Source organism: Nocardia asteroides, assembly GCF_900637185.1.
In the GTDB taxonomy this organism is placed as follows: domain Bacteria; phylum Actinomycetota; class Actinomycetes; order Mycobacteriales; family Mycobacteriaceae; genus Nocardia; species Nocardia asteroides.
The window spans coordinates 4,018,334-4,043,953 of the sequence record NZ_LR134352.1 but is presented as its reverse complement, the minus strand read 5'-3'; the positions used below and the strand labels follow the sequence as shown (position 1 = coordinate 4,043,953).

At 71.1% G+C, this 25,620-nt stretch carries 22 protein-coding genes; 11 read left to right on the top strand and 11 right to left on the bottom strand.

Going from position 1 to position 25,620, the window contains the following annotated elements; translation table 11 throughout:
- Positions 1 to 23 precede the first annotated feature (23 nt).
- Complete coding sequence (locus EL493_RS18945; RefSeq protein WP_019046886.1) at positions 24 to 1,490, top strand: CoA transferase; 1,467 nt, start codon at positions 24 to 26, stop codon at positions 1,488 to 1,490.
- Between the two features lie 416 nt (positions 1,491 to 1,906).
- On the opposite strand, the gene EL493_RS18940 is transcribed toward EL493_RS18945, so the two are convergent.
- On the bottom strand, positions 1,907 to 2,473 hold the full coding sequence (locus EL493_RS18940) for a TetR/AcrR family transcriptional regulator (RefSeq protein ID WP_019046885.1): 567 nt from the start codon (positions 2,471 to 2,473) through the stop codon (positions 1,907 to 1,909).
- A 106-nt stretch (positions 2,474 to 2,579) separates the two neighbouring features.
- Here EL493_RS18940 and EL493_RS18935 point away from each other — a divergent pair, with 106 nt between their 5' ends.
- Complete coding sequence (locus EL493_RS18935) at positions 2,580 to 3,797, top strand: FAD-dependent monooxygenase (RefSeq protein WP_019046884.1); 1,218 nt, start codon at positions 2,580 to 2,582, stop codon at positions 3,795 to 3,797.
- Between the two features lie 35 nt (positions 3,798 to 3,832).
- On the opposite strand, the gene EL493_RS18930 is transcribed toward EL493_RS18935, so the two are convergent.
- Entirely contained in the window at positions 3,833 to 5,380 is a 1,548-nt protein-coding gene (locus tag EL493_RS18930; RefSeq protein WP_030202062.1) for an acyl-CoA carboxylase subunit beta, read from the bottom strand.
- A 219-nt stretch (positions 5,381 to 5,599) separates the two neighbouring features.
- Between EL493_RS18930 and EL493_RS18925 the strand changes: the two genes are divergently transcribed.
- Both EL493_RS18925 and EL493_RS18920 read left to right on the top strand, forming a co-directional pair.
- Positions 5,600 to 6,643 (top strand): nucleoside hydrolase, encoded by a 1,044-nt coding sequence (locus EL493_RS18925; protein WP_019046882.1) that lies wholly within the window; start codon positions 5,600 to 5,602, stop codon positions 6,641 to 6,643.
- The gene (locus EL493_RS18920) at positions 6,640 to 7,521 is read left to right on the top strand and encodes an amidohydrolase family protein (protein ID WP_019046881.1); all 882 of its coding nucleotides are present in this window, start codon (positions 6,640 to 6,642) and stop codon (positions 7,519 to 7,521) included. The genes EL493_RS18925 and EL493_RS18920 overlap by 4 nt, the downstream gene beginning before the upstream one ends.
- Here the strand turns inward: EL493_RS18920 and EL493_RS18915 are convergent, their stop codons facing one another.
- The 4 genes from EL493_RS18915 to EL493_RS18900 all read right to left on the bottom strand — a co-directional run bounded on the left by EL493_RS18915 (position 7,522) and on the right by EL493_RS18900 (position 11,194).
- The gene (locus EL493_RS18915; RefSeq protein WP_022566950.1) at positions 7,522 to 8,559 is read right to left on the bottom strand and encodes an alpha/beta hydrolase; all 1,038 of its coding nucleotides are present in this window, start codon (positions 8,557 to 8,559) and stop codon (positions 7,522 to 7,524) included.
- A gap of 123 nt (positions 8,560 to 8,682) precedes the next feature.
- Positions 8,683 to 9,312, bottom strand: coding sequence for an NAD(P)-dependent oxidoreductase (locus tag EL493_RS18910; RefSeq protein WP_019046879.1), 630 nt, complete (start codon positions 9,310 to 9,312; stop codon positions 8,683 to 8,685).
- A gap of 65 nt (positions 9,313 to 9,377) precedes the next feature.
- Positions 9,378 to 10,049, bottom strand: coding sequence for a response regulator transcription factor (locus tag EL493_RS18905; RefSeq protein ID WP_019046878.1), 672 nt, complete (start codon positions 10,047 to 10,049; stop codon positions 9,378 to 9,380).
- Entirely contained in the window at positions 10,046 to 11,194 is a 1,149-nt protein-coding gene (locus tag EL493_RS18900; RefSeq protein ID WP_019046877.1) for a sensor histidine kinase, read from the bottom strand. Before EL493_RS18900 ends, EL493_RS18905 begins: the two co-directional genes overlap by 4 nt.
- A gap of 158 nt (positions 11,195 to 11,352) precedes the next feature.
- Between EL493_RS18900 and EL493_RS18895 the strand changes: the two genes are divergently transcribed.
- On the top strand, positions 11,353 to 12,834 hold the full coding sequence (locus EL493_RS18895) for a multicopper oxidase family protein (protein ID WP_019046876.1): 1,482 nt from the start codon (positions 11,353 to 11,355) through the stop codon (positions 12,832 to 12,834).
- Here EL493_RS18895 and EL493_RS18890 read toward each other — a convergent pair whose 3' ends face one another.
- From EL493_RS18890 to EL493_RS18870, 5 genes are read right to left on the bottom strand one after another with little or no spacing between them, the layout of a single operon-like run.
- A complete protein-coding gene (locus EL493_RS18890) occupies positions 12,835 to 13,308 on the bottom strand; it encodes an SRPBCC domain-containing protein (protein WP_019046875.1) in 474 nt (157 codons plus the stop codon).
- The gene (locus EL493_RS18885; protein WP_019046874.1) at positions 13,305 to 13,670 is read right to left on the bottom strand and encodes an ArsR/SmtB family transcription factor; all 366 of its coding nucleotides are present in this window, start codon (positions 13,668 to 13,670) and stop codon (positions 13,305 to 13,307) included. Before EL493_RS18885 ends, EL493_RS18890 begins: the two co-directional genes overlap by 4 nt.
- 58 nt (positions 13,671 to 13,728) lie before the next feature.
- Entirely contained in the window at positions 13,729 to 14,823 is a 1,095-nt protein-coding gene (meaB, locus tag EL493_RS18880; protein WP_019046873.1) for a methylmalonyl Co-A mutase-associated GTPase MeaB, read from the bottom strand.
- Positions 14,820 to 17,084, bottom strand: coding sequence for a methylmalonyl-CoA mutase (gene scpA, locus EL493_RS18875; RefSeq protein WP_019046872.1), 2,265 nt, complete (start codon positions 17,082 to 17,084; stop codon positions 14,820 to 14,822). Before scpA ends, meaB begins: the two co-directional genes overlap by 4 nt.
- The gene (locus tag EL493_RS18870) at positions 17,084 to 18,955 is read right to left on the bottom strand and encodes a methylmalonyl-CoA mutase family protein (protein WP_022566951.1); all 1,872 of its coding nucleotides are present in this window, start codon (positions 18,953 to 18,955) and stop codon (positions 17,084 to 17,086) included. The genes scpA and EL493_RS18870 overlap by 1 nt, the downstream gene beginning before the upstream one ends.
- Positions 18,956 to 19,132: 177 nt before the next feature.
- On the opposite strand from EL493_RS18870, the gene EL493_RS18865 reads away from it, so the two are divergent.
- The 6 genes from EL493_RS18865 to EL493_RS18840 all read left to right on the top strand — a co-directional run bounded on the left by EL493_RS18865 (position 19,133) and on the right by EL493_RS18840 (position 25,611).
- Positions 19,133 to 19,819, top strand: a complete 687-nt coding sequence (locus EL493_RS18865) for a TVP38/TMEM64 family protein (RefSeq protein ID WP_019046870.1) — start codon at positions 19,133 to 19,135, stop codon at positions 19,817 to 19,819.
- Between the two features lie 53 nt (positions 19,820 to 19,872).
- Positions 19,873 to 20,811, top strand: a complete 939-nt coding sequence (locus EL493_RS18860; protein ID WP_019046869.1) for a glycoside hydrolase family 43 protein — start codon at positions 19,873 to 19,875, stop codon at positions 20,809 to 20,811.
- A gap of 303 nt (positions 20,812 to 21,114) precedes the next feature.
- The gene (locus tag EL493_RS18855) at positions 21,115 to 22,539 is read left to right on the top strand and encodes a condensation domain-containing protein (protein ID WP_019046868.1); all 1,425 of its coding nucleotides are present in this window, start codon (positions 21,115 to 21,117) and stop codon (positions 22,537 to 22,539) included.
- 2 nt (positions 22,540 to 22,541) lie between these two features.
- Positions 22,542 to 23,798, top strand: coding sequence for a glycosyltransferase (locus EL493_RS18850; RefSeq protein ID WP_019046867.1), 1,257 nt, complete (start codon positions 22,542 to 22,544; stop codon positions 23,796 to 23,798).
- Positions 23,795 to 24,757, top strand: coding sequence for a daunorubicin resistance protein DrrA family ABC transporter ATP-binding protein (locus tag EL493_RS18845; protein WP_019046866.1), 963 nt, complete (start codon positions 23,795 to 23,797; stop codon positions 24,755 to 24,757). Before EL493_RS18850 ends, EL493_RS18845 begins: the two co-directional genes overlap by 4 nt.
- Before the next feature lie 29 nt (positions 24,758 to 24,786).
- The gene (locus EL493_RS18840) at positions 24,787 to 25,611 is read left to right on the top strand and encodes an ABC transporter permease (protein ID WP_019046865.1); all 825 of its coding nucleotides are present in this window, start codon (positions 24,787 to 24,789) and stop codon (positions 25,609 to 25,611) included.
- Positions 25,612 to 25,620: the final 9 nt, after the last annotated feature.

Genomic DNA, 25,620 nt, shown 5'->3' with positions numbered 1-25,620 from the left:
TCGTCCTGGCTAGGCTGAGCGAGGTGACCACCGCGCAGCAGCTCGTGCACGCCTACGAGACCGGCCTCGGGCTCACCCCGTCGGTCCTCGACGACGGTCCCGATCCCGGTGCCGGGCTGGCAGCCACGCTACCGGTGTGGGCGCTGGCGGCGGGATCGGTGGCCGCGGTGACGGGCGCCGCGAACCGGTATCGCGCGGCGCTCGGTCTGCCCGCCCTGCCCGAACGGCTCGATCCCGCCCGGATCGTGGCGGCGTTCGGCAGTGAGCGGCTGTTCCGCCGCGACGGCGCGGCACCGGCGATCTTCGCCGAACTCTCGGGCTTCTTCCGCAGCAGCGACGGCTGGGTGCGCACCCACGCCAACTACCCGCATCACCGGGCACGGCTCCTGATCGCCGCGGGTCTGCCCACCGACGCCGACGCCGCGCGACTGACCGCACGGTTCGCCGCCATGACCGCGACCGAGATCGAAGAGGCCGCAGCGGCGACGGATGCCATCGCGGTCCGGGTCCGCACCGAATCCGAGTGGGCAGGCAGTGCGATGGGCCGCGCTGCCGCCGGCGGCCCCCTGGTAACTGTCGAGATCGACAACGAGACGCCACGCGAGTCCCGCGCCGCGGCGGCGACCGACGCGGTCCGTGCACACACGGAAGTCGAAGGGACGGGCAGTGCGATGCGTCGCGCCGCCGCCGGCCCGCCGGTGACCGTGGAGGCCGCGCCACCAAACTCCGTTGTCACGCCGCACGATGCGACGAGCGAGCGGCCGCTGGCCGGTATCCGGGTGCTGGATCTCACCCGGGTCCTGGCAGGCCCGGTCGCCACCCGCACCCTCGCGCTGCTCGGCGCCGACGTCCTGCGCGTCGACCCACCGCAGCTGCCCGAGATCGACTGGCAGTTCCTCGACACCTGCCAGGGCAAGCGTTCCACCCTGCTCGATCTGCGCACGGACTCCGAGGTTTTCGCCGATCTCCTCGCCACCGCCGACGTCCTCGTGACCGGCTACCGTCCCGGCGCGCTCGCCGCCATCGGACTCGACACCGCGGCGCACCCCGGCCTGATCCACGCTCGGGTGTCGGCGTGGGGCGAGAGCGGACCCTGGGGCGGACGACGCGGCTTCGACAGCATCGTCCAGGCGGCCTCGGGCATCTCCCTGCTCGAAGGCACCCCGGACCGCCCCGGGGCCCTCCCCGCACAGGCACTCGACCACGGCTCCGGCTACCTGCTGGCCGCCGGCGTACTCGACGCGCTCCGGGCCCGCACCACCGACGGCCGCGCTCGCACAGTGCGGGTCGCGCTGGCCCGCACCGCATCCTGGCTCCTGGCCACGGGCGACCGCACCCCCGACCATCCCCCGGCCACCCAGCCCGACCCGGCCACGGCCCTCGACCACGCCGGCGTGGTGACCGCGGCACCCGCGTTCGCCGACTACGCCGACTACCGCTGGCCCGCACCGGAATACGGCGCCGCGCGGCCGGCGTGGGCGCGCCCTTAGCCGCCGGCCAGCCGGCATCCGTCACGCGGCCGACCCCACAGGACCGACCGCCAGTGACGCCACACGGCACGTGCCCGGCCAGCCGGAACAGCGAGCACGACCCGAACAGCAGGCGCACAGCCGCCAAGGAACGGGCGCGCAGCCATTCGCATACGAGCGTGGCGGCCGTCAGCCGAGCGGACGCGCGGCCAGCCGTCGCCGAGCGCGACCGTCAGCGACCGGGCGTGCAGCCCGTCGGCGAACCGTCGCACCGCTGTTAGCGAGCGAATACGCGTCGCGATCATCGCGATCCTGAGCGCAGCGGTCCCCACCTTCAGCGAGCGAACGCGCTCCGTAAGCGACCGGGCACGCCGCGATCAGCGAGCGCAACGATCAGCCCAGCGAACGGGCGGCCATCAGCGACCGACGCGCGGCCGTCAGCTCGTCAGCGCGCGTAGCGCGACGGCGAGCCGGTCACCGTCGGGGACTCCCCCGTTCGGGTTCAGCACCCACAGCAGGCCGAGGCCCTGGACGAGGGCGAAGTACAGCTGTGCCACGGCTTCGGCCTGGTCGGCGTCGAGTTCGGGGTGGGCGGTTTGGACGTTCCGCGACAGGTCGGCGTAGATCTGCGGGAGCTGGTCGGCCAGCTGGGCGCGGCTCTCGTCGGACCGGACGATGCGCACGATGTTCTCCAGGCTGGCCAGCATGGCTTCCTGGTTGTTCGCGAAGACGGCGGGCATCCCGTTCCACAGGCGGGTGAACCCGGCCAGCGGGGTGGCGCCTGCGCTGTCGGCGATCAGGTTCTCCATGGAGTCGCCGATCGCGGTGCCGAGCGCCTCCGTCAGCGCCTCGGTGACCAGACGTTCCTTCGACCCGAAGTGGTAGCCGATCGCCGCCAGGCTCACCCCGGCCGCGGCGGCGATGTCGCGTGCGGTCGCCTTCGCGACACCCTGCTCCATGATGACCTTCCGCGCACCGGCCAGCAGGTCTTCCCTGTTTCCCATGGCCACCACCCTACCCGAACGTCTCAGACATTTGTTCTAGACATACGTGCAAGCCCTGTGTTAGACATATGTCTAAGACATTCGTTCTCCAGACAGGACTTCACCGATGAGCACCACCAGCCCCCTGCACGTTCTGGTCTCCGGCGGCGGGATCGCGGGCAACGCGGTCGCACTCCAGTTGCTGCGCAACGGCATTCGCACCACGGTGGTCGAGCGGGCCACCGCCCCCCGGCCGGGCGGGCAGGCAGTCGACCTGCGCGGGCCGAGCAAGGAGGCCGCCGAGCGGATGGGCCTGATGGCGGGCATCGCGAAGTACCAGCTCGAGGAACGCGGCATGGCCTACGTCGACGGCGACGGCAAGGTCTACGCCCGGATGGCGATGGAGGACTTCGACGGCCTCGGCGCCATCGCCGACATCGAGATCACCCGTGGCGACCTGAACCAGGTGCTGCTCGACGAGCTGGCGGCCGCCACCGACAGTGGCCTGCTCGACTACCGCTACGGCGAGTGGATCGAGCGGATCGACCAGGACGCGACGGCTGCCGCGGTCACCTTCGCCTCCGGCGCCACCGAGCGCTTCGACCTGGTCGTCGGCGCCGACGGCGTGCACTCGGCCACCCGCCGGCTCGCCTTCGGCCCGGAGGAGCAGTTCAGCACCAATCTCGGCGGCTACGGCGCCTTCTTCACCATGCCCAGCCCGCCGGACGTCGAGCCCGGCTGGTTCGAGATGCGCCTGATCCCCGGCGCGATGATCGGCATCCGCCCCGACGCCGACCCCGCCACCTGCAAGGCGATCATCACGCTGCGCACCGACCCCGACCCGGCGCTGCGGCGCGACGTCGAAGCTCAGCGGGCCCTGCTGCGCCGCACCCTCGCCGACGCGGGGTGGCGGGCGCCGGCGATCCTGGCGGCCATGGACTCGGCGACCGACTTCTACTTCGACGAGGTGGCCCGGGTCGACGTGCCCGAGCTGTCCGCGGGCCGGGTCACCCTGATCGGCGACGCGGGCTACTGCGGCTCCCCCATGACCGGCATGGGCACCGCCATGGCGATCGTCGGCGCCTACGTGCTGGCCGCCGAGATCGCCGCCACCCCGGCGGATCTGGCGGGCGCGCAGCAGCGCTACCAGGACAAGATCACGCCGTTCCTGGCCAAGGCCAAGGAGATCCCCGGCGGCGGTATGAAGATGATGCTGCCCAACACCGCCCTCATGACCGCGCTGGCGAAGGTGAACGTGCGGATCATGATGTCGCGGCCGATGCGTCCGCTCACCAAGAAGATCTTCTTCGGGCACACCGAGGACTTCGCCCTGCCGACCTACTGAGCCCCGCCGGTCACCGGGCCCGGCGGGGCCCGGTGCTACAGCGGCAGCAGGCGGTGTTTGCGCGGTCCCTGCTCGACCCGCTTGTCCCGCAACAGATGCAGGGCCTTGCGGATCTCGAGCCGGGTGTGCGACGGCTCGATCACGGCGTCGATGTAGCCGCGTTCGGCGGCGGTCCACGGCGTGGCCACGGCCGCGTTGTAGAAGTCGACCATCTGCTGGCGCACCGCGGGCCGCTCGGCTTCCGGCACGGCCGCCAGCTGCTTGCGCTGGGTCAGCCCGATCGCGGCTTCGGCGCCCATCACCGCGATGCGCGCGGTGGGCCAGGCCAGGTTCACGTCGCCGCCGAGCTGCTTGCAGCCCATCACCGCGTACCCGCCGCCGAAGGCCTTGCGCACCACCACCGTCACGATCGGCACGGTCGCCTCGACCACGGCGTAGAAGAACCGGCCGCCGCGCTTGATGACGCCGATCTTCTCCTCCTCGACGCCGGGCAGCACGCCCGGGGTGTCGACCACGAAGATCAACGGCAGCCCGAAGGCGTCGCAGAGCCGGATGAAGTGGGCCGCCTTGTCCGAGCAGCGGGCGTCGATGGCCCCGCTGTAGACCAGCGGCTGGTTGGCGACCACGCCCACGCTGCGGCCGTCGACCCGGGCGAAGCCGGTGATCAGGTTGCGCGCCGCGCAATCGCCGACCTCGTGGAACTCGCCGTCGTCGAAGATTCGCAGCAGCACGTCGTACATGTCGTAGCCGGCCCGGTCGGAATCCGGGATGAGCGTGTCGAGTTCGCGGTCGGAATCGGTGAGCTCGGGTTCGAGGCCCGGGTTGATGACGGGCGGGAGTTCGAAGCAGGTCGTCGGCATGTAGCTCAGATACGTGCGCGCCCAGTCCAGCGCGGCCCGCTCGTCCACCGCGACGTGGTGGATGGTGCCGTTGCGGGCCTGGTTGTAGGCGCCGCCGAGTTCCTCCAGCGTCACCTCCTCGCCGGTGGTCTCGCGGATGACCTCCGGCCCGGTGACGAACATGTACGCGTTTTCGGTGGCGATCAGCACGTCGGTGTTGATGGGGGCGTACACCGCGCCCGCCGCGCACTTGCCGAGCATGATCGAGACCTGCGGCACCACGCCCGACAGGGCGAGCTGGTGTCTGCTCATCGCCGCATACCACGACAGCGAGGTCACCGCGTCCTGCACGCGGGCGCCGCCGGAGTCGTTGATCGCGATGAACGGGCAGCCGATCTCGGCCGCGAGTTCCATCGCCTTGGCCACCTTCCGGCCGAACATCTCCCCCACCGAACCGCCGAACACGGTCTGGTCGTGAGCGATCACCACCACCGGCCGTCCGTCGACGCGGCCGTGTCCGGTGACCACGCCGTCGCCGTAGAGGCTGTCGGCCACACCGGGCTGTCGCACCAGCGCCCCGATCTCGACGAAACTCCCCGCGTCGAGCAGCATGGCGATCCGTTCCCGTGGGCTCGCGATTCCCTTGGCGGCCCGTTTGGCGACGCCCACGTCCCCGGCGGGCTCCTGCGCGGCTGCCAGGTTCTTGCGCAGTTCTTCCAATTTCGCAGCGGTTGTCGCCGTCAAGATGCACCTACCCTCGCCTGTTGAAGCTATCGGTTTCCGCAATCTCCCAGCGACAGTATCGGAAACGGCCGCCGTGACCGCCCTTTCGCCCCCGTCACGACCGGATTTCCGGCCTCGGCATCCGCGCCGCGGACCGCCGCGGTGCCGCGACCAGCACGGACGGCGACTCCGTGCGAGGGCGGCGCCGGGGAGCGAAACGCCCGGCGCTACGCTCGGTCGGTGGTGCGGAAGATCATTCTCGACGTCGACACCGGGATCGACGATTCGCTGGCGCTGCTGTACCTGCTGGCCTCCCCTGAGGCCGAGATCCTCGGCATCGCCGCCACCGCGGGCAATGTGCCGACCGACCAGGTCGCCGCGAACACCCTCGCCCTGCTGGATCTGGCCGGGGCGGGCCCGATCGAGGTGGCGGCGGGCGCGCAGGTCCCGCTGGCGGTGCCGTTGCGTACCACCGAGGACACCCACGGCCCGCAGGGGCTCGGCTACGCGGAACTGCCGGTCTCGGCGCGCCCGCTGTCGGACCGGTCGGCGGCGCGGATGTGGGTCGAGCTGGCCAGGGCGAATCCCGGCGCCGCGATCGGCTTGTGCACCGGCCCGCTGACCAATCTGGCGCTGGCCCTGCGCCTCGAGCCGGAGCTGCCGCGGCTGCTGGGCCGGCTGGTGATCATGGGCGGCGCGTTCAACCATCCGGGCAACACCACCCCGACCAACGAGTGGAACATCCACGTCGACCCGGAGGCCGCGAAGGAGGTCTTCGACGCCTTCTCGGCCGCCCCGCCGGACCGGCGGCCACTGGTGTGCGCGCTCGACATCACCGAGACCATCGAGATGCGCCCCGAGCATCTGGCCCAGCTCGCCGCGGCCGCGCACAGCACGCCGGTGGAGTCGGTCGGCCCGGGCGACGGTACCGAATGGCGTTCGGCGGCAAGCAATCCGATCATCCGCTATCTGGTGGACGCGGTCCGGTTCTACTTCGACTTCCACCACGGCTACGCCCTGGGCTACCTCGCGCACATGCACGATCCCTTCGCGGCCGCGGTGGCGCTGGACCCCACGCTGGCCACGACCCGGCCCGCGACCGTGGACGTCGAGCTGGCGGGCACCCTCACCCGGGCCACCACCGTCGCCGACTGGGCGGGCATGTGGGGCCGGGAGCCCAACGCCGACATCGTGATCGGCACCGACCCCGCCGCCTTCTTCGCCCGTCTCGTCACCCGCGTGGGCGCTCTCGCCCGCCGCCTGTACCCGGAGCCGCCGTCATGACCGTCGATACCGCCGCCTATCTCGCCGATTTCCGCCGCCGCCTTGACCTGCCCGCGATCGTCGACGTGCACACCCATTTCATGCCCGACCAGGTGATGCGCAAGGTGTGGGCCTACTTCGACCAGGCGGGTCCACTGACCGGACGGCCGTGGCCGATCACCTACCGCGACGACGAGCAGGTCCGGCTGAAGACCTTGCGCGACTTCGGCGTCCGCGCGTTCACCTCGCTGGTCTACCCACACAAGCAACAGATGGCGGCCTGGCTCAACCAGTGGACCGCCGAGTTCGCCGCGCGCACTCCGGACTGCCTGCACACCGCGACCTTCTACCCCGAACCCGGTGCGCCGGAGTACGTGCGCGCCGCGATCGCCGGCGGTGCCCGGGTCTTCAAGGTGCACATCCAGGTCGGCGCGTTCTCCCCGCTGGATCCGCTGCTGGACCCGGTATGGGCGATCCTGGCCGAGACCGGCGTCCCGGTGGTCATCCACTGCGGATCCGGCCCGGCACCGGGCGAATTCACCGGCCCCGAGCCCATCGCCGAACTGCTGCGCCGCCATCCGGGACTGCGGCTGATCATCGCCCATATGGGCACGCCCGAGTACAGCGAGTTCCTCGACCTGGCCGAGCGCCATCCGCGCCTGTACCTCGACACCACCATGGTGTGGACCGACTTCAACGAAAGCGGAGCGCCGTTCCCCGTCGCGGAGCGCGACCGGCTGCGCCGCTTCGCTGATCGCATCCTGTTCGGCAGCGACTTCCCGAACATCCCGTACCCGTACGAGGAGGCGATCGTCGCCCTCGAGCGGCTCGACCTCGGTCCCGGCTGGCTGCGCCGCGTGTGCCACGACAACGCGGCCGAGCTGTTCGAGCTCGGTTGATCAGGCGGGGATCTCCATCCCCTCGGCCAGCAGCGGCCAGGAGTTCTTGAACGCCTTCTGCCAGTAGCCCCACGAGTGGGTGCCCTGGGTGTCCACGTCGAAGGTGGCGGGAATGTCGAGCTCCGCGAGCCGTTCGCGCAGGTTCTCGGTGCACCAGCTGGTCGCGGCCTCGATCACACCGCCGACGACGATCTGGTTCGCCAGTCCGACCGGGCCCCAGGTGATCAGGTGCGGGTCGCCGAGCTTGTCGTGTTCGCCGGGCAGGCCGTTGCCGTTGGAGATGTAGAGCTTGGTGCCGCGCAGGCCCTCGGCGTTGACGACCGGATCGTTGGCGACCCATTCCGGATCACCGGGCGGCCCGTACATGTTCGACGCGTCGCCACCGCCGGTGCCGACGACGACGTTCACGAACTGCCTGCCCACGGGGTCGCTGATCTGCGCGCAGCCACTGTAGGCCGCCACCGAACGGAACAGGCCGGGCTTGGCGATGGCCAGTTGCAGCACCGAGGTGACCGTCATCGAGTTCGCGGCGATGGCGTTGCGACCGGTGGTGCCGAACATCGCGTCCACCAGGGCGGGCAGTTCGTCGAGGAAGAAGGTGCGCCATTTGTTCACGCCCAGGCGCGGATCCGTACTGCGCCAGTCGGTGTAGTAGCTCCACGCGCCACCCACCGGCATGACGACATTGACGTCCTTGTCCGCCAGGAAGTCCACCACGTCGGTGTTCTGCTCCCAGGTGGCGGTGTCCTCGCCGCCACCGGCTCCGTTCACCAGGTACAGCGCGGGCCGCGGCACCGAGGTGTCGGCGGGGCGCTGGACCTTCACCGACACCTCACGGCCCATGGCGGCGGAGTGGATCCGGACGGTCACCTGCCTGCCCTCGATCGCGGTCACCTCGGCGCGGGACCCGTCGATCGCGACCGCCCGTTTGTCCGCCGCGACAAGGTTTTCCGGACCGTCCGCACCGGCGCCGCCCGCGCAGGCCAGGGTCGAGACCACCGCGACGAGTACCGCCGCCACCGCGCTGCGGCACCGCATCGATCGAACCTCCTACTGAAAACCGACCGCTCAGTGCGGTCGGTCTCAGTATCGGCGGAGATCACAGTGCCGTTACCCGTTTCTTACCGATTCGTCACCGGAGACAACCGGACCCGGCGCGAATCATGCAGCGGCAACCGTGAAGCGGACCCGCCGATGCATCGGCCGCTCGGCTTCGTCGAGGACGGCGACCGCGAAATCCTCCATCGAGATTGCGGAGGCACCGTGGTCGTCGACCAGCAGTTCGTCGGCGCCGACGCGGTAGGTGCCGGTGCGCGCACCAGGGGCCAGCTCCGCCGGCGGACTGAGGTAGGTCCAGTCGGCCACGACGTCCGCTCGACAGGCGGCGAGCTGCTCGGCGCAGGCGCGCGCGATCGCCGCGAGTTCGGACGGGAAGTCCGGCGTTTCGTGCAGCGGCAGCCCCGCCCCTGGCACGACCAGCGTCGCCGCGCCGCCCACGACGAGCAGCCGCGTTCCGCTGCGCGCCACTCCCGCCAGCATCGCCGCCGCCACCACCGGCAGCTCCGACTCCGATCCGGGTGCGGGCCGTGTCGCCGCGATCACGAGATCCTGTCCGGCACTGAGCTTTTCGACCTGCTCGGGATCGGACGCGTCCCCGATCAGAAGCCGCACACCCGTCGGCACGGCGATCGCGCGGCGGGCGACCGCGGTCACCTCGTGCCCGCGGGCGAGCGCCTCGGCCACCACCCTGCTACCGACGGCGCCACCGGCCCCGAACACCGCGATCCGCATGATCAATCCTCCTGTGCGACAACCCGACTGCGTGACAGGATGAATGTATCTCAATATTGACTTACTCAATCATGACTTATCTCACCGTTGAGATATCCGGGTTGATCGGCGGCGAGCTTCGACGCGTAGACGGCCAGGCGGACGCGATTGTCGGTGCCGGTCTTCTCGAACAGGTTCGCGAGGTGGGTCTTGACGGTGCTCACGCCCAGGTGCAGCCGCTCGGCGATCTCCTGATTGCCGTATCCGTCGCCGACCAGGCGCAATACCGCGAGTTCGCGCGGACTCAGCGCCGGCACGGCGACCACGGGCGCGGGTTGGGCGGTGACCGCGCGATCGACCAGCCGCCGCAGGAGAGCCGGTGAGAACACCAGGTCGCCGTCGACCGTGCGCCGGATGGCGTCGAGCAGGATCTCCGGGTCGGTGTCCTTGACGAAGTAGCCGGACGCGCCCGCGGCGAGCGCGGGAAACAGGTGCTCGTCGTCGTCGAAGGTGGTGAGCACCAGCACCTTCGCCCGGGGCGCGGCGGCCAGGATCTGCCGGGTGGCCGCGACTCCGTCGAGTCCGGGCATGCGCAGATCCATCACCACCAGATCGGGCGCGAGTTCGGCGAACAGCCGCACCGCCGCTACCCCGTCGGCCGCCTCACCCACGACGGTGAGGTCGGTGGTGTCCTCGATGAGCATGCGCAGCCCCGCGCGTACCAGACGCTGGTCGTCTGCCAGCAGTACCGAGATCATGCCGGATCGGTTCCCTTCGCGATGTCGGGCAGCCATGCCCGCACGACCCAGTGCCCGGCCTCGGCTCCCGCGGTGAGGGTGCCGCCCGCCAGCGCGGCGCGTTCCCGCATCCCGACGATGCCGTGACCGGGCGCCGCGGCGGGATCGGCGCGGCCGCTGCGCACGTCGAGGTGGATGCCGTCCGCGCGACGGTCGATCCGGAACCGCACGGGCACAGCGTGATCCGCGTGCTTCATCACATTGGTCAGCGATTCCTGCACCAGCCGCAACAGGGTGAGCCTGCTCATCGCGTCCAGTGACGCGAGGTCGGTCTCGATCTCGGCGTCGATGGTGAAGCCGGCCGCTTGCGCGCGGGCGACGGCGGCGCTGACCTCGGTGCCGACGGCGTCGGCCTCGACCAGGGCGACGCTGCCGAGCGCGGGATCGCGGAGGGCGGCGAGGAATCGGCGGATGTCGGCCAGCGCGTCGGCGGCGGTGGCGCGGACATCGTCGAGGACGGCGACCACGCGCGGGTCTGCCGCGCGCACCACCCGGCCGGCGACCGAGACCCGCAGGATGATCGAGGCCATGTGGTGGGCGACGACATCGTGCAGTTCCCTGGCCATGGCCGCCCGCTCGTCGAGGCGGGTGCGCGCTTCGGCGTCGGCCGCGCGCAGGCGCAGGTTGTCGGCGAGGTCGCGCTGGCCGCGCAGGTAGAGCCCGAGGAGCAGCGGCAGGCCCACGTAGGCCAGCGCCTCGACGACGGTCGACGCGCGGCCGATGGAGGTGTCGTGCAGGCCGACGCGCCCGAGGACCACCGCCGCGGCCCAGCCCATGGTCGCCACCCACACGGTGGCGCTCCGGTGCGTGCGCGCGATCACGTCGACCAGCGCGACCGCACCGAGGTAGGGCACCAGGCCCGACACACCCCAGGCCGGTGTCCGCAGCAGCGGCACGGCCAGCGCCGACAGGATCAGCGACACCGCGAGCGGCCACCGCGTCCCGGCGAGGAACACCACCCCGGCCGTCAGTGCGAGCAGCCAGTAGTGCGCCGGCACCCGGTACTGGCCGGGATAGGTGCTGGCCAGCAGCAGAACCGGGATCAGCGCCAGCGGCAGCCACCGCAGCAGCCACCGCGGACCACGGCGCCCGCTGATGTCGATCACGCACCCACGGTAGGCGACGCCGCGGCGCTAGCACGCGATCGGCGCGTCCGCAACGGCCTCGCGGCCGCAATCGGCGGCCCGCGTTCCGGCCGCGGGTCGGAGTCGCCCGTCCCGGCACCGATCGAAGCTGGAAGTTCCCGCACAGAAGGAGTACGTACGTGGTCTCGCGACGAGGTTTCCTCACCGGACTCGCCCTCACCCCGATCGCCTATGCCGCCGGGTGCTCGTTCCGCCCGACCGCACCCACGGCGGCACCGGCGGCGACGCGGCCGCTGCCGATCCCGCCACTGGCACCCGCGACGGTCGGCGCCGACGGTGTCCGCCGGTTCACCCTCGCGGCCCAGGCCGGGAGCACCGAGATAGTGCGCGGCGTCCGCACCCCGACGTGGGGCTACAGCGGATCGGTACTCGGCCCGACGCTGCGCGCCCGGCGCGGTGAGCGGGTCGCGGTGACGGTGACCAACGAGCTGCCCGAGCCGACCTCGGTGCACTGGCACGGCATGCACGTCCCCGCCGCGTGCGATGGTGGACCACATCAGATGGTCGCGCCCGGTGCGGTGTGGTCGCCCAGCTGGACGGTGTCGCAGCAGGCGGCCACGCTCTGGTACCACCCACACCCGCACGGCGCGACCGAGAAGCACGTCCAGCGCGGGATGGCGGGGTTCTTCCTGCTCGACGACGACCCCGCCGACGCGCTGGATCTGCCGAAAGACTATGGCGTGGACGATATTCCGCTGGTGATCCAGGATCGCCGGTTCACCGCCGACGGCGCGATCGACGAATCCGACCCCACCGATGTCGGCCTGCTCGGCGACACCATCGTCACCAACGGCATCGCCGGCGCCCATCTCGGCGTCACCACCGAACGGGTGCGGCTGCGCATTCTCAACGGGTCGTCGGGCCGCCTGTACCACCTCGCGTTCGGTGACGGCAGGCACTTCCAGCTGATCGCCACCGACGGCGGCCTGCTCCCGGAACCCGTGGAACTGTCGCGGATCCAGCTCAGTCCCGGGGAGCGAGCGGAGATCGTGGTCACGGTGCGGGCGGGCGAGAACGTCACGTTACGGTCGCTGCCGATCGACGAGCGCGGCGGTATCGATCGTGCCGCCGAGTTCGGTTTCGACGACACCTTCGACATCCTGGACCTGCGCGCCGGCGCCACCCTGCGCCCCGCGGCGGCGGTGCCCGCGGCGCTCGTGCCGATCACGCCACTCGCCGCGGCGAACACCGCACCGGCCCGGGCCTTCGAGTTGCAGTGGTTCATGATCAACAACCGCCGGATGGACATGAACCGCATCGACATGACGATCCCGGTGGACACCACCGAGGTCTGGTCGGTCCGCAACAAGGACAACTGGCCGCACAACTTCCACGTCCACGACGTCCAGTTCCAGATCCTCGCGATCGACGGAAGTCCGCCTCCCCCAGCGCTGTCCGGCTGGAAGGACACGGTGTACACGACGCCGGGCGCGACCTACATCCTGGCGATGCACTTCGCCGATCACACCGACCCGACGTTCCCGTACATGTATCACTGCCACCTGCTGCACCATGAGGACCAGGGCATGATGGGCCAGTTCCTGGTCCTCGCGCCGGGGCAGCGGCCCGCCCCGATGCGGATGAGCATGGGCCACGGGTGACTAGGCGACGGACTCGAGGTACTTGCCCAGCGCGGCGACCAGTTCGCGAGTGCCCTCTTCGCGCTGGGCGCCGGTGTCGTGGCCGTCGAGGTGGGCGCCGAACTCGACGAGGGTGAGTTTGGTGCCGGTGCTGGTCGGCTCGAATTCCCAGGTGGCGACCGAGGTGGAGATGTGGGCGCCGTTCAGCCACATGTCGTAGGTGTAGACGAGGCGCTCGTTGTCGACGATGTCGGTGTAGGTGGCCACGAATCGCGAGGTCACCGTCTCCTGGAAGATGCCTTCGTTGATCTCGATACCGCCGACGCGGAAGTCGGCGGAGGCCTCGGTCAGCTCCCAGCCCTCTTCGCCGCCGAACCACTTGCTCTTGATCGCGGGATCGGCGAAGGCCTGGAACGCCACCGCGGGCGCCACGGGTACCTCGCGCTCGATGGTGAACTGGGCGTGGTTGATGGAGCGGGTAGCGGTGTCGGTCATGGTCGTTCTCCCTCTTGGTTGTTCGCTGATTCCACGAGTAGTGCGGTGAGCCGGTCGATCTGACGCTCGGCCGATGGGCGCTGCTGCCGCAGCCAGTCGATCGCGGACCCGAAGGCCCCCGGCGCCAGCTGATAGGTGCGCACGCGCCCGATCTTGGCCGAGCTCACGATCTGCCCGGCCTCGAGCGCCTTCAGGTGCCCGACGATCGTCGGCAGCGCGACCTCGAACGGCGCGGCGAGGTCCGAGACCGAGGCCGGTCCGCGGGCCAGCCGCTCGACGATGGCGCGCCGCGTCGGATCGGCGACGGCACGGAAGACGCTGTCGAGTCCACCGGCCGGCTCATCACCCGAATACTTAGGCACATGCCTAAGTATTCACACCGACGACCGTTCGCGCAACCCCTGGTCGCGAAAAAGGTGGTCAGGCGTCGAAAGCGCGCAGAATCCGCTCGGCGGCCAGCGCCGGGGTGAGGGTGCCGTCGCGCACGGCCGATTCGACCTCGGCGCGCACGGATCTCACCGACGGGTTGTCGGCGAGACGGCGCAGGATCTGGTCGTGCACCATGGTCCAGGTCCAGTCGACCTGCTGGCGGCGGCGCTTCTCGGCGAACTCGCCCGCGTCGGTGAGGACGCGGCGGTGCTCGAGCACGGTGTCCCAGAACTTGTCGAGGCCCTGGCCTTCCAGGCCGCTCATGGTGAGCACCGGCGGACGCCAGAGCGCGTCGTGCGGGTGGATCAGGCGCAGCGCACCCGACAGTTCCCGCGCGGCCGACTTGGCCTCCATCTCGTGCTTGCCGTCGGCCTTGTTCACCGCGACCAGTTCGGCCAGCTCCAGCACACCCTTCTTGATGCCCTGCAACTGGTCACCGGTGCGGGCGAGGGTGAGGAAACAGAACACGTCGACCATGTTGGCGACGGTCACCTCGGACTGGCCGACGCCGACGGTCTCCACCAGGATCACGTCGTAGCCCGCGGCTTCCAGCAGCACGATGGTCTCGCGAGTGGCCTTGGCGACGCCGCCGAGGGTGCCCGCCGTCGGCGAGGGCCGGATGAACGCGTCGGCTTCCAGCGACAGGCGCGCCATGCGGGTCTTGTCGCCCAGGATCGAGCCGCCGGTGCGGGTCGAGGACGGATCCACGGCCAGCACCGCCACCCGATGCCCCTTGCCGAGCAGGTACATGCCCAGCGCGTCGATGAAGGTCGACTTGCCGACACCGGGGACGCCGGTGATCCCGACCCGGTTGGACACCACGGTGCCCGGCTCGGATCCCAGTGCCAGCAGCAGCTGCTGCGCCAGTTCCCGGTGGTCGGCGCGGGTCGACTCCACCAGGGTGATGGCCCGGGCCAGCGCGGCCCGCTGCCCGGCCCTGATGCCCTCGGCCAGCTCGCCGACGTCGATCGGGCGCGGCGCCCGGGCGACGGTACGCCCGTCGTTGCGCGGTGCGCCGACGCCGGCGGTGGTGCCGAGCCGGGGGTGCGCCGCGGCTCCCCCGGCTCCGTGTGCGGCGTCGCTCATTCGGCTGTGCCGCCGCCGATCTCGTGGCCGAGCGAGGCGCCCAGCTTCTTCAGCAGATCGATGGCCGCGTCGGCGATGACGGTACCGGGCGGGAAGATCGCCGCGGCGCCCGCCTCGTACAGCTCGTCGAAGTCACCGGGCGGGATGACGCCGCCGACGATGACCATGATGTCGGGACGACCGACATCGGCCAGTGCCTGCCGCAGGGCGGGCACCAGCGTGAGGTGACCCGCGGCCAGCGAGGAGACACCGACGATGTGCACGTCGTTGTCGGCCGCCTGGCGCGCCACCTCTTCGGGGGTCTGGAACAGCGGGCCCACGTCGACGTCCATGCCCAGGTCGGCGAACGCGGTGGCGATCACCTTCTGGCCGCGGTCGTGGCCGTCCTGGCCCATCTTGGCGACCAGGATGCGCGGGCGGCGGCCCTCGGCCTCGGCGAACTCCTCGACGAGCGCGATGGCCGCGCCGATGTTGGAAGCCTTGCCTGCTTCGTCACGGTACACACCGGAGAGCGTACGGATCTCGGCCTGATGGCGGCCGTAGACCTTCTCCAGTGCGTCGGAGATCTCACCGACGGTGGCCTTGGCGCGGGCGGCGTCGATGGCCAGGGCGAGCAGGTTGTTGTCCATGCCGCCCTCGGTCGAGGCGGCGGCGCGGGTCAGGTTGGCCAGCGCGGCCTCGACGGCGGCCGAATCGCGTTCGGCGCGCAGGCGTTCCAGCTTCTCGATCTGCTCGGCGCGCACCCGCGAGTTCTCGACCTTGAGAACCTCGACCTCGTGGTCCTCTTCGACCTGGTACTTGTTGACGCCGATCACCGGCTGCTGGCCGGTGTCGATGCGCGCCTGGGTGCGGGCGGCGGCCTCTTCGATACGCAGCTTCGGAATGCCTTCCGAGATCGCTTGCGCCATACCGCCGTGCGCCTCCACCTCGGCGATGTGCGCGCGGGCACGTTCGGCGAGCTGGTGGGTGAGCCACTCCACGTAGTACGAGCCGCCCCACGGGTCGATCGGACGAGTGGTGTTGGACTCCTGCTGGATCAGCAGCTGGGTGTTGCGGGCGATGCGGGCGGAGAAGTCCGTCGGCAGCGCGAGCGCCTCGTCGAGGGCATTGGTGTGCAGCGACTGGGTGTGGCCCTGGGTGGCGGCCATCGCCTCGATGCAGGTGCGCGCCACATTGTTGTAGGCGTCCTGCGCGGTGAGCGACCAGCCCGAGGTCTGCGAATGGGTGCGCAGCGACAGCGATTTCGCGCTCTTGGGCTCGAACTTCGAGACCAGCTCGCTCCACAGCAGCCGGCCCGCGCGCAGCTTCGCGACCTCCATGAAGAAGTTCATGCCGATGGCCCAGAAGAACGACAGGCGCGGGGCGAACTTGTCGACGTCCATGCCCGCGGCGATACCGGCCTTGATGTACTCCACGCCGTCGGCCAGGGTGTAGGCCAGCTCCAGGTCGGCGGTGGCTCCGGCTTCCTGGATGTGGTAGCCGGAGATGGAGATCGAGTTGAACTTCGGCATCTCGGCGCTGGTGTAGGCGAAGATGTCGGAGATGATCCGCATCGAGGGCTTGGGCGGGTAGATGTAGGTGTTGCGGACCATGAACTCCTTCAGAATGTCGTTCTGAATGGTTCCGGCCAGCTGCGCGGGCGTGACGCCCTGCTCTTCGGCGGCGACGACGTAGAGCGCCAGGATCGGCAGCACCGCGCCGTTCATGGTCATCGACACCGACACCTGATCCAGCGGGATCTGGTCGAAGAGCTGGCGCATGTCCAGGATCGAGTCGATCGCCACGCCCGCCATGCCGACGTCACCCTGCACTCGCGGGTGGTCGGAGTCGTAGCCACGGTGGGTCGCCAGGTCGAAGGCGACCGACAGACCCTTCTGACCCGCCTGCAGGTTGCGGCGGTAGAAGGCGTTGGAGTCAGCGGCGGTGGAGAAGCCCGCGTACTGGCGGATGGTCCACGGCTGGTTGACGTACATGGTCGGGTAGGGACCGCGCAGGAACGGCGCGACACCGGGCACGGTGTCGAGCGGATAGCCCTGGGCGACAACGGCGTCGCGGTCGGCCTTGGTGAACACCGGCGGCACGTCGATGCCCTCGGGCGTCGCCCAGGTGAGCTGGTCGGCGGTGGTGTGGTTGGCCGCGGCCGCCTCGGCCACGAACTCCCGCACCTGCGCGTCGTCGACCGCGGCGGCCTCGGGGGCGTGCTCGGTGAGCGGGACCTCGGCGAAACTGCCGATCCGGTGCTCGATATCGGATGTGGTCATCAGGCTCCCACCTTCTCCAGCAGCTGCGACAGGACCGCGACCGCGTCGATGCGCAGGGTCAGGTACCCGTCGGGACGCTGTGTACCGCTGTACTGCGCGACCGACTTCTCGGGACCGGCCAGCAGGACCGTGCCGACCCCGGCGGCGCGCAGCGCGTCGACCGCGGCGCCGGCCTCCTCGCCGTAGCGCTTGTCCGCACCGCACAGCACCGCGATCGGCGCGCCGGACTCGGCGGCGGCCGCGGCGATGGCCTCGACGGTGAGCGGGCCGGGGTTGACCGACTCGATCCCGCCGGAGGCCAGGACGTTGGCGGTGAAGATGGTGCGCGCGTTGTGTTCGGCGACCGGGCCCAGCGGCACGATCAGGGCCTTGGGCCGGGCGCCGGTGGCCGCGAGGTGCGCGTCGGAGCGGTTGCGCAGCGCTTCGAACGCGGCGCCGTAGCGGGTGACGGCGACCTCGGCGCGGGCCTGCTCGGAGAGCGGGGTCTCGGCCAGGTTGGGGAATTCGTTGACGCCGGTGACCGCGGTCTTGCGGTGCGCGACGTCGGCGGCGCGGGTGGCGGCCGTCGCGGCGATCCGCTCGGCGACCAGGCCCGCGGCCAGCGCGGCGGGGTATCCGCCCGCGGCCTCGATCTCCTGCATGAACTCCCAGGCCTTGGCCGCGAGTTCGTCGGTGAGCGCGTCGACGTACCAGGAGCCGGCGGCCGGGTCCTGCACGTGTCCCAGGCGCGACTCCTCCAGCAGCAGCAGCTGGATGTTGCGGGCCATGCGGTCCGAGAACGACTGCGACACACCGAGTTCCCCGGCGGGCAGCGCGGAGTCGAACGGCAGCACGGTGACCGAGTCGGCGCCTCCGACACCGGCGCCGAAGGCGGCCAGGGTGGTGCGCAGCAGGTTCACCCACGGGTCGCGCTGGGTCATCATCGCCGCGGAGGTGACCGCGTGCTGCGGGGCGGCACCGAAGGCGGGCGCGCCGCACACCTGCGCCACCCGGGCCCACAGGCGCCGGGCCGCACGGAATTTCACGATGGTGGCGAACTGGTCGTCGGTGGCCGCGAAGCGGAACTCGAGCTGGCCGAAGGCGTCGGCGATATCGACACCGGCGGCGGTCAGCGCGCGCAGGTAAGCCAGGCCGGCCGCGACGGACGCGCCGAGCTCCTGGGCGTCGGCGGCGCCGGCGTTGTGGAAGGCGGTGCCGTCCACGGTGATCGCGCGCACGGTCTCCGGGCGGGCGATCGCGCGGGCGGCCAGGGCGACGGCCCGCTCGATGTCGAGGTCGGTGGTGCCGGCGAACGCGCTGGTCAGCGGGGCGGCACCGAGGCCGACCTGGATCTGCGCCGGCTCGGCGAGCTCGTAGCCGTCCAGCTGCGCGAAGACCTGGTCGGTGGCGGCTTCGACCTCGGCGCCGGCGGCCAGGCGCAGCGGGGCCAGCTCGAACAGCAGCCCGCGCAGCGCGAGAGGGATGTCGGCGACGGCGACGCCGTCGGCGCCCACCGTGAGCGAGACGGCACTGACGCCGTTCTCCAGCCAGGTCAGGATGGTCCGGTTGGTGGCCTCGGCGTCGGCCGAGCCCACGGCGGCGGCGACGAACCAGCCGCGCTGCGGATCACGGGTGGCGCTGCCACCGCGCACGAACGGGAACGCGCCCGGCAGCGGCTGCTCGGGCAGCTCGTCGCGGCGGGTGTAGAGCGGTGCGACGGTCAGGCCGTCGTAGGTGGTCTCGTCGAGCAGATGCTCCGGCTCCGCCGGCAGCTCGGAAGCCTCGACCCGTCGCGCTTTGGCCAGCACGCCCGCCACACCCTTGCGCCACGCGGCGTACTCGGGCACCGGATCCGGTGCGAGCCCCGCCCCGGACTCTGAACCAATCGGCATAGCTGCTGTTCTCTCTTCCATTCGACGACCGCATCCCGGTGACCTGCCGATCCGGCAGATCAGCCCAGCAGCGGACCCTCCGGCGAACCAGGATGTGTCCGGTTCCTTCTTGATGCTAACTGTGACACCCTGTCCACTCGCCCGGGCCATCCCCTACCGGCCGGTACGCTTACCCGGGTGTCCCGACTGATCCGTTCCCCGCGCCTGCTCCTGGCTCTGGCGGGGATCGCCGCGCTGTTCGTGGTGGCGACGATGGTGCCGCTGCCCGGCCCGCAGCAGATCCGGGATTGGGCCGGTGGCGCCGGGCCGCTGCTGCCGGTGCTGTTCTTCCTGTTCTACGCGCTCGTCGCCGTGGCGCCGGTGCCGCGCACCGTGCTGACGGTGACCAGCGGGGTGCTGTTCGGTCCGGTGCTCGGTTCGGTCATCGCGCTCGGGGCGACGGGGGTCAGCGCGACGCTGGCCCTGCTCGCGGTGCGGGCGGTGGGGCGCGAGCGCGTGGCCGAGCACCTGAACCATCCGGCGGTCCGCGCGATCGATGCCCGGCTGGCCCAGCGGGGCTGGCTGGCGGTGGCCGCGCTGCGGATGATCCCGATGGCGCCGTTCTCGATCGTCAACTACTGCTGTGGCCTGTCGTCGGTGCGGGTGCTGCCCTACCTGGCCGCAACCGTGCTCGGCTCGGCGCCGGGCACCATCTCGACGGTGATCCTGGCCGGGTCGCTCGCGGGCCACACCAACCCGGTGGCGGTGACGGTCTCGGCGGTGTGCCTGTCGCTGGGTCTGCTCGGGCTCGCCGTGGACGCCAAACTGCCGGTGCGCGACACCGCGCCCGCCGCCGAACCGGAACCGGCGCCCGCCCGCGGCTGACGCACGGCGCGCCTGCCCGATCCGGCCCGCCGCGCGCCGGATAATTCCCGGTCATGGCGATGACGGTGGGTCGCAGATCCGCGCTGGCCCTGCTGGCCGGGCTCCCGCTGCTGGCAGCGGGCCCCGCGCGCGCCCGCCCGGCCCTCGGCGTAGGCGTGGACCCGGGCCGGGTTCCCGTGCGCTACACGATGACGGCGTTCCGCGCCGACAGCGACACCACCCTGGCGGTCTACGAATCTTTCGACGGCACCACCTTCTCCGTCGTGAACGAGGACGCGTACACGCCGCCGACCGGCCTGGTGCGCGATCCCAGCGTCCTGCGGCACACCGACGGCCGCTACTACCTCACCTACACGATCGCCGGGGACGCCAGGGCGATCGGCCTGGCTCGCAGCACCGACCGGATCACCTGGACCCCGATGGCGCCGGTGCCGATGCTGGTGCCGGGCAGGCTGGACGGCGCGTGGGCGCCCGAGTGGTACACCGATGCCGCGGGCCGGGTGGGTATCGTCGTCTCGCTCACCGGCGGATACGGCTTCGCCCCGCATCTATTGATCCCACTCGACGAGAGCCTGTCGCTGTGGTCGCCTCCGGTTCCGCTGCTCGGGCTCGGCCCGGCGGCGCCGGGGTCGCTCGGCCAGATCGACACCACCCTGGTCCGGCGGGACGGCCGGGTGTACGCCTTCGTCAAGAACGAGGACACCAAACTGATCGAGCTCGCCGTCGCCGACCACCCGCTGGGTCCGTACCGATTCCTGGCCACCGGCGACTGGGCGGGCTGGGGTGGACCGCGCGAGGGTCAGTCGGTGGTTCCGCTGCCCGGCGGCGGGCACCGGATCTATCTCGACGCTTATACCGAAGGTCGCTATCTCTACAGCGACAGCACCGACGGATTCCGCACCTGGACGCCGCCTGCGGAGCTGCCAGGACTGTCCGGCCGGGTCAGGCACGGCACCGTCCTGCCCGAGTACGAGCCGCTCGCGGCGCGATAACCGCAGGTCAACGCGCGTCCGAGGAATCCGGCGAAGATTTCTGAACGGAAAGCCCCTTACTTCAGGGGCACCGGGTTACGCTGTGGTTCCGAGACATTTGAAAGTGAGCTTCTTCACATAAGCCAGATGTGAAGAAGGTGTCTTTCAGAAAACTCTCAGAGTTATAGACTCGGGATAGCCCAGGGTTCGCCAGCTACATCCGGTGCGGGATCCAGAGCAACACCCGGTGACGCGCCCGCGTTCACCGAACTTCCCCGTTCGCTGCCGATTTCGGCGTGCCTTCTGCCTTTAGGTGATCTCCGCATGGAATACACGCATCTCTCCGAATTCCAGATCCGTTCCGGCGCACTGTCCCTGTGGACCCCCGAACTCGCCGCCGACGCGTGGTACGACGACGAACGCCCCCTCGCCAGCGTCCACTCCCAGTACCTCGGATTTCTCGATCCGGAGGATCCCCGCCCCGGCCGCGGCCGCTGGATCGGCACCGTCTTCGAGATGGACGCGCCCCTGCACCCGCAGGACTGGGCCAGGACCCTCGAGCTGTGGCACGACCGGCACGAGGGCTTCCGCACCACCGTCGCTCCGACCGGCGACGGCGACTACCACCGCAAGAGCACCGCCCCCGGCACCGTCCGGGTCACCGCGAGCGAGGTCCCCGGTCTCACCGACGGTGACCGGATCAACGAATTCCTCTGCGACACACTCGAAGAGCGGCTCTCGGCGCTCGTGTGGCCGCACCTGCTCGTCGCCACCGTCGCCCACGACACCGACGACTTCACCGTGCTGGTGGCCGCCGACCACTCCGTGCTCGACGCCTACTCCCAGGCTGTGCTGATCCTCGAACTGCGCACCCTCTACACCGCGGTCCGCACCGGCGGGGAGATCCGCGACTCGGCCACTTTCGGCAGCGCCGCCGACTACGCCGCCATCGAGCGGGCCGCCGCCGAGGAACTCACCCCCGACTCCCCCGCCGTCGCGGTGTGGCGCGAGTTCGTCGGCGAACCCGGTTCGCCCATGCCGCGATTCGCCGAGGGCCTGGTGGCCGACCTCGACGGCGAGCACGCCCAGCCCAGCGTCTCGCGCACCCTGCTCACCCTCGACCAGCTCGAGGAGGTCGAGGCCGCGCTGGACCGGATCAAGCACCGCCTCTCGGTCACCGTCTTCGCCGCCCTGGCCGCGGCCTCGCGAGAGGTGTTCGGCGAGGACCGGTTCCGCACGATCATGCCGATCGCGACCCGGCCCGACCTGACCTGGCTCGAGTCGATGGGCTGGTTCGTCAACGTCGTCCCGGTCGACATCACCCTGCCCGCGGGCGCCGACATGGCCGCCGCGCTCGACATCACCCGGCTCGCGCTCAAGCGCGCCCACGTCTGCAACGACGCCTCCTGGGGCCGGTCGCTGGCCATGGCGGGCGCGCTCGAAGGTCCCACCTTCGGCGCCTCGTTCCTCGACATCCGGATGCTGCCGGACTACGAACTGGTCGCCGACCTGCGCGGACGCACCCTGCGCGCGGTGTCGTACTCCACCGACGAGGTGTACTTCTGGTGCGTGCGCGGGCCCGAGGGACTGTATGTGTCCACCCGGTACCCGGCCGGGCTGCCCGCCGAGGTGATGGATCGCTTCCTCACCGAATTCGCCAGGGCCATCTACGCGGTCACCACCATCGCGGCTCCGGTCGCGGACGCCCCGGTCGCCGACACCGCCTCGGCAGCGCTGAGCGCGGGCTGAGCATGCGCGCACTGCTGGCCTTCACCGGGAGCCGCGGGGATGCCCAACCGGGCATCCTGCTGGCCCGCGAGCTGCTGGCTCGCGGGCACTCGGTGACGCTCGCCCTGTCCCCCAATCTGGTCGGATTCGCCACCGCGCACGGCGTCCCCGCCGTCGCCTTCGGCCGCGACAGCGCCGAGTTGCTGCGCACCCAGCACGCCGACCGGCGCTTCCGCAGCCTGAGCCCCCGGCAGCGCTGGCACGCCGTGCTGGATCTGCAGCGACGCGGGGTGGCCGAGGCGGTGCGCGATCTGCTCGCGCTGGCACCCGGTCACGACGTGCTGGTGACCGGGATGGCGGGCGAGGAGGCGGCCGAGAAGGCCGCCCGGCGGGTCGGTCTGCCGCTGGCCGCGGTGCATTTCTTCCCCATCCATCCGAACCGGTCCGTCCCCGTGCTGCCCACCGCGTGGGGCGCGCGGATCCCCGGTGCGCTCAACCGGCGGATCTGGTCGGGTCTGCGCTGGGCGCGCGACGCCGCCCTGGCCGAACCGCTGGCCGAGTTCGGGATCGTGGAACACCCGCTGCCGAACCGGGTGTCGATCCAGGCCTACGACATCGAGCTGTTCCCCGGCCTCGCGGCGGAACTGCCCGCCCGGCACCCGGTCACCGGCTTCGCCGTCGACACCGCCGGATTCCTGGGCGGCCCAGCCGATCCCGCGCTGACGGCGTGGCTGGACGCGGGCGCAGCGCCGATCTATGTGGGGTTCGGGTCGATGGCCGTCGACGATCCGGCCGAGCTGGTGCGCATGCTGCGCACCGCCTGCGGTCGGCGCGGCAGGCGGCTGCTGCTGGCCGCGGGCTGGGCAGGCATCGAACCGGAGCTGTCGGACCAGGTCGCGATCGTCGACCAGGTCGACCACGCCACGGTGTTCCCACGCTGCGTCGCCGCGGTCCACCACGGCGGCGCCGGGACCACCGCGGCCGCGCTGCGCGCCGGTGTGCCGCAGGTGATCTGCGCGGTCCAGGCCGACCAGCCCTACTGGGGCCGCGCCCTGGACCGGCTCGGCCTGGCGGGCACCCTGCGCGCGGCCGACCTCGACGCCGACCGGCTCAGCGTCCTGCTGGACCGGGTCGCCGACCCGAATGTGGTGGCGCGCGCGGCCGCCTACGCGGCCCGCTTCCCCGGCGCCGGTGTCGCACTGGCCGCCGACGAGGTGGAAGCCCTTGTCCCCCTGTCGTTCCCGACCGCCGAACTCGACCATGCCGGGAGGCCGCAGTGAGTACCGACATCGCCGTCCGCACCAGCGGGCTCGGCAAGTCCTACGGCGATTTCACCGCCGTCGGCAGTATCGATCTGAGCATCCCGGCCGGCTCGGTCTTCGCGATGCTGGGCCCCAACGGCGCGGGCAAGACCACCACGGTGCGCATGCTGGCCACCCTGCTGCGGCCCGATCGCGGCAGCGCCGAGGTGTTCGGCTACGACGTGGTGCGCGACGCCACGGCGGTGCGCTCGATGATCGGGCTCACCGGGCAGTACGCCTCCGTCGACGAAACCCTCACCGCCGCGGAGAATCTGCGCCTGTTCGGCCGCCTGCTCGGCCTGTCGCGGCGTGCGGCGGCCGCCCGCAGCGACGAGCTGCTCGCCGAATTCGAGCTCACCGCCGTCGCGCGGCGCAGCGTGTCCGCGTTCTCCGGCGGCATGCGCAGGCGCCTGGATCTGGCGGCCACGCTGATCACGGTGCCGCCGCTGATCTTCCTCGACGAGCCGACCACCGGGCTGGACCCGCACACCCGCGACCGCATGTGGGGCATCGTGCGCGGCCTGGTCGAGCGCGGCGCGACCGTGCTGCTCACCACCCAGTACCTCGAGGAGGCCGACGCGCTCGCCGACCGGATCGCGGTGATCGACCGCGGCACCCTGGTCGCCGAGGGCACCGCCGCCGAGCTGAAGGCCTCCATCGGCGAACAGGTGCTGCGCCTGGACATCCCCGACACCGCCGACCTGCGCCGCGCCGAGACGCTGATCCAGGAGCTCACCGGTGACGTCCCCGAGGGCTCGTCGTCCGGCACGCTCACCGTCGCGCTGCCCGACGTCGCGCGCGGCGCCGACATCGTCGCCGCCTGCCGGGCCGCCGGGATCGGCCTGCGCGGCTTCGCCGTCGACCGGCCCGACCTCAACGAGGTGTTCCTGTCGCTGACCGGCCACGCGCGCAGCACCGACACCGCCGACGCCGCATGACCGCACTTCGCGAAAGGTCGACAACCGCCATGACGCTCACCACCGAGACCACCGCGGCGCCGGCGCAGGTCGTGCGCGCGCCGCGGGTCACCCGGGTCGGCGCGCTCGCCGCCGTGCGGCACGCGCTGATGATGGCCTGGCGCGGGCTGCTCACCTTCCGGCACAGCCCCCAGCTGCTCTACGACGCCCTGCTGCTGCCCATCGTGGGACCGGTGCTGTTCGGCAGCATCTTCGGCACCGCCATCGCGGGCAGCATGGAGGCGTATCTGCCGATCATGATTCCCGGCGTGCTGGTGCAGATCGTGCTCACCTCCTCGGTCGCCACCGGCGTGCAGCTGTCCGAGGACATCCATTCGGGCGTCTTCGATCGCTTCGTCGCCATGCCGATCGCCCGCTCCGCGCCGGTTGCCGGAGCATTGCTGGCGGGCACCGTGCGCTATCTCATCGCCGCGACCACGGTGGTGATCGTCGGATTCTGCATGGGGTACCGCCCCGAGCACACCGCGGGCTTCCTGGTCGGCGCCGTCCTCGTCGTCTTCGCCACGACCGCGATCAGCTGGCTGTTCGCCTTCATCGGCGCGACCGTCGCCCGGCCCGCCGCCGTGCAGGGCATGTGCATGCTGGTGCTCACCTTCCTCGGCTTCGCCTCCAACGCGCTGGTGCCCGAGGAGTCCATGCCCACCTGGATGCAGCACGTCTCCGACCTCAACCCGGTGTCGTACCTGGTCTCGGCCGTGCGCGAGCTGGCCGCCGCGGGCACCGTCGGGTCCGACGCGTGCTGGTCGCTGGTGGCCTCGGTGGCCGTCGTCGCCGTCTTCGCGCCGCTGACCGTGCGCACTCTCCGTTCCCGATGAGGAGTTCCC

Coding starts and splice junctions, on each gene's coding strand:
- EL493_RS18850 (WP_019046867.1), top strand. CDS start 22,542: ATGCGCGCACTGCTGGCCTTCACCGGGAGCCGCGGGGATGCCCAACCG.
- EL493_RS18920 (WP_019046881.1), top strand. CDS start 6,640: ATGACCGTCGATACCGCCGCCTATCTCGCCGATTTCCGCCGCCGCCTT.
- scpA (WP_019046872.1), bottom strand. CDS start 17,084: ATGACCACATCCGATATCGAGCACCGGATCGGCAGTTTCGCCGAGGTC.
- EL493_RS18860 (WP_019046869.1), top strand. CDS start 19,873: ATGGCGATGACGGTGGGTCGCAGATCCGCGCTGGCCCTGCTGGCCGGG.
- EL493_RS18855 (WP_019046868.1), top strand. CDS start 21,115: ATGGAATACACGCATCTCTCCGAATTCCAGATCCGTTCCGGCGCACTG.
- EL493_RS18870 (WP_022566951.1), bottom strand. CDS start 18,955: ATGCCGATTGGTTCAGAGTCCGGGGCGGGGCTCGCACCGGATCCGGTG.
- EL493_RS18910 (WP_019046879.1), bottom strand. CDS start 9,312: ATGCGGATCGCGGTGTTCGGGGCCGGTGGCGCCGTCGGTAGCAGGGTG.
- EL493_RS18940 (WP_019046885.1), bottom strand. CDS start 2,473: ATGGGAAACAGGGAAGACCTGCTGGCCGGTGCGCGGAAGGTCATCATG.
- meaB (WP_019046873.1), bottom strand. CDS start 14,823: ATGAGCGACGCCGCACACGGAGCCGGGGGAGCCGCGGCGCACCCCCGG.
- EL493_RS18905 (WP_019046878.1), bottom strand. CDS start 10,049: ATGATCTCGGTACTGCTGGCAGACGACCAGCGTCTGGTACGCGCGGGG.
- EL493_RS18840 (WP_019046865.1), top strand. CDS start 24,787: ATGACGCTCACCACCGAGACCACCGCGGCGCCGGCGCAGGTCGTGCGC.
- EL493_RS18890 (WP_019046875.1), bottom strand. CDS start 13,308: ATGACCGACACCGCTACCCGCTCCATCAACCACGCCCAGTTCACCATC.
- EL493_RS18915 (WP_022566950.1), bottom strand. CDS start 8,559: ATGCGGTGCCGCAGCGCGGTGGCGGCGGTACTCGTCGCGGTGGTCTCG.
- EL493_RS18935 (WP_019046884.1), top strand. CDS start 2,580: ATGAGCACCACCAGCCCCCTGCACGTTCTGGTCTCCGGCGGCGGGATC.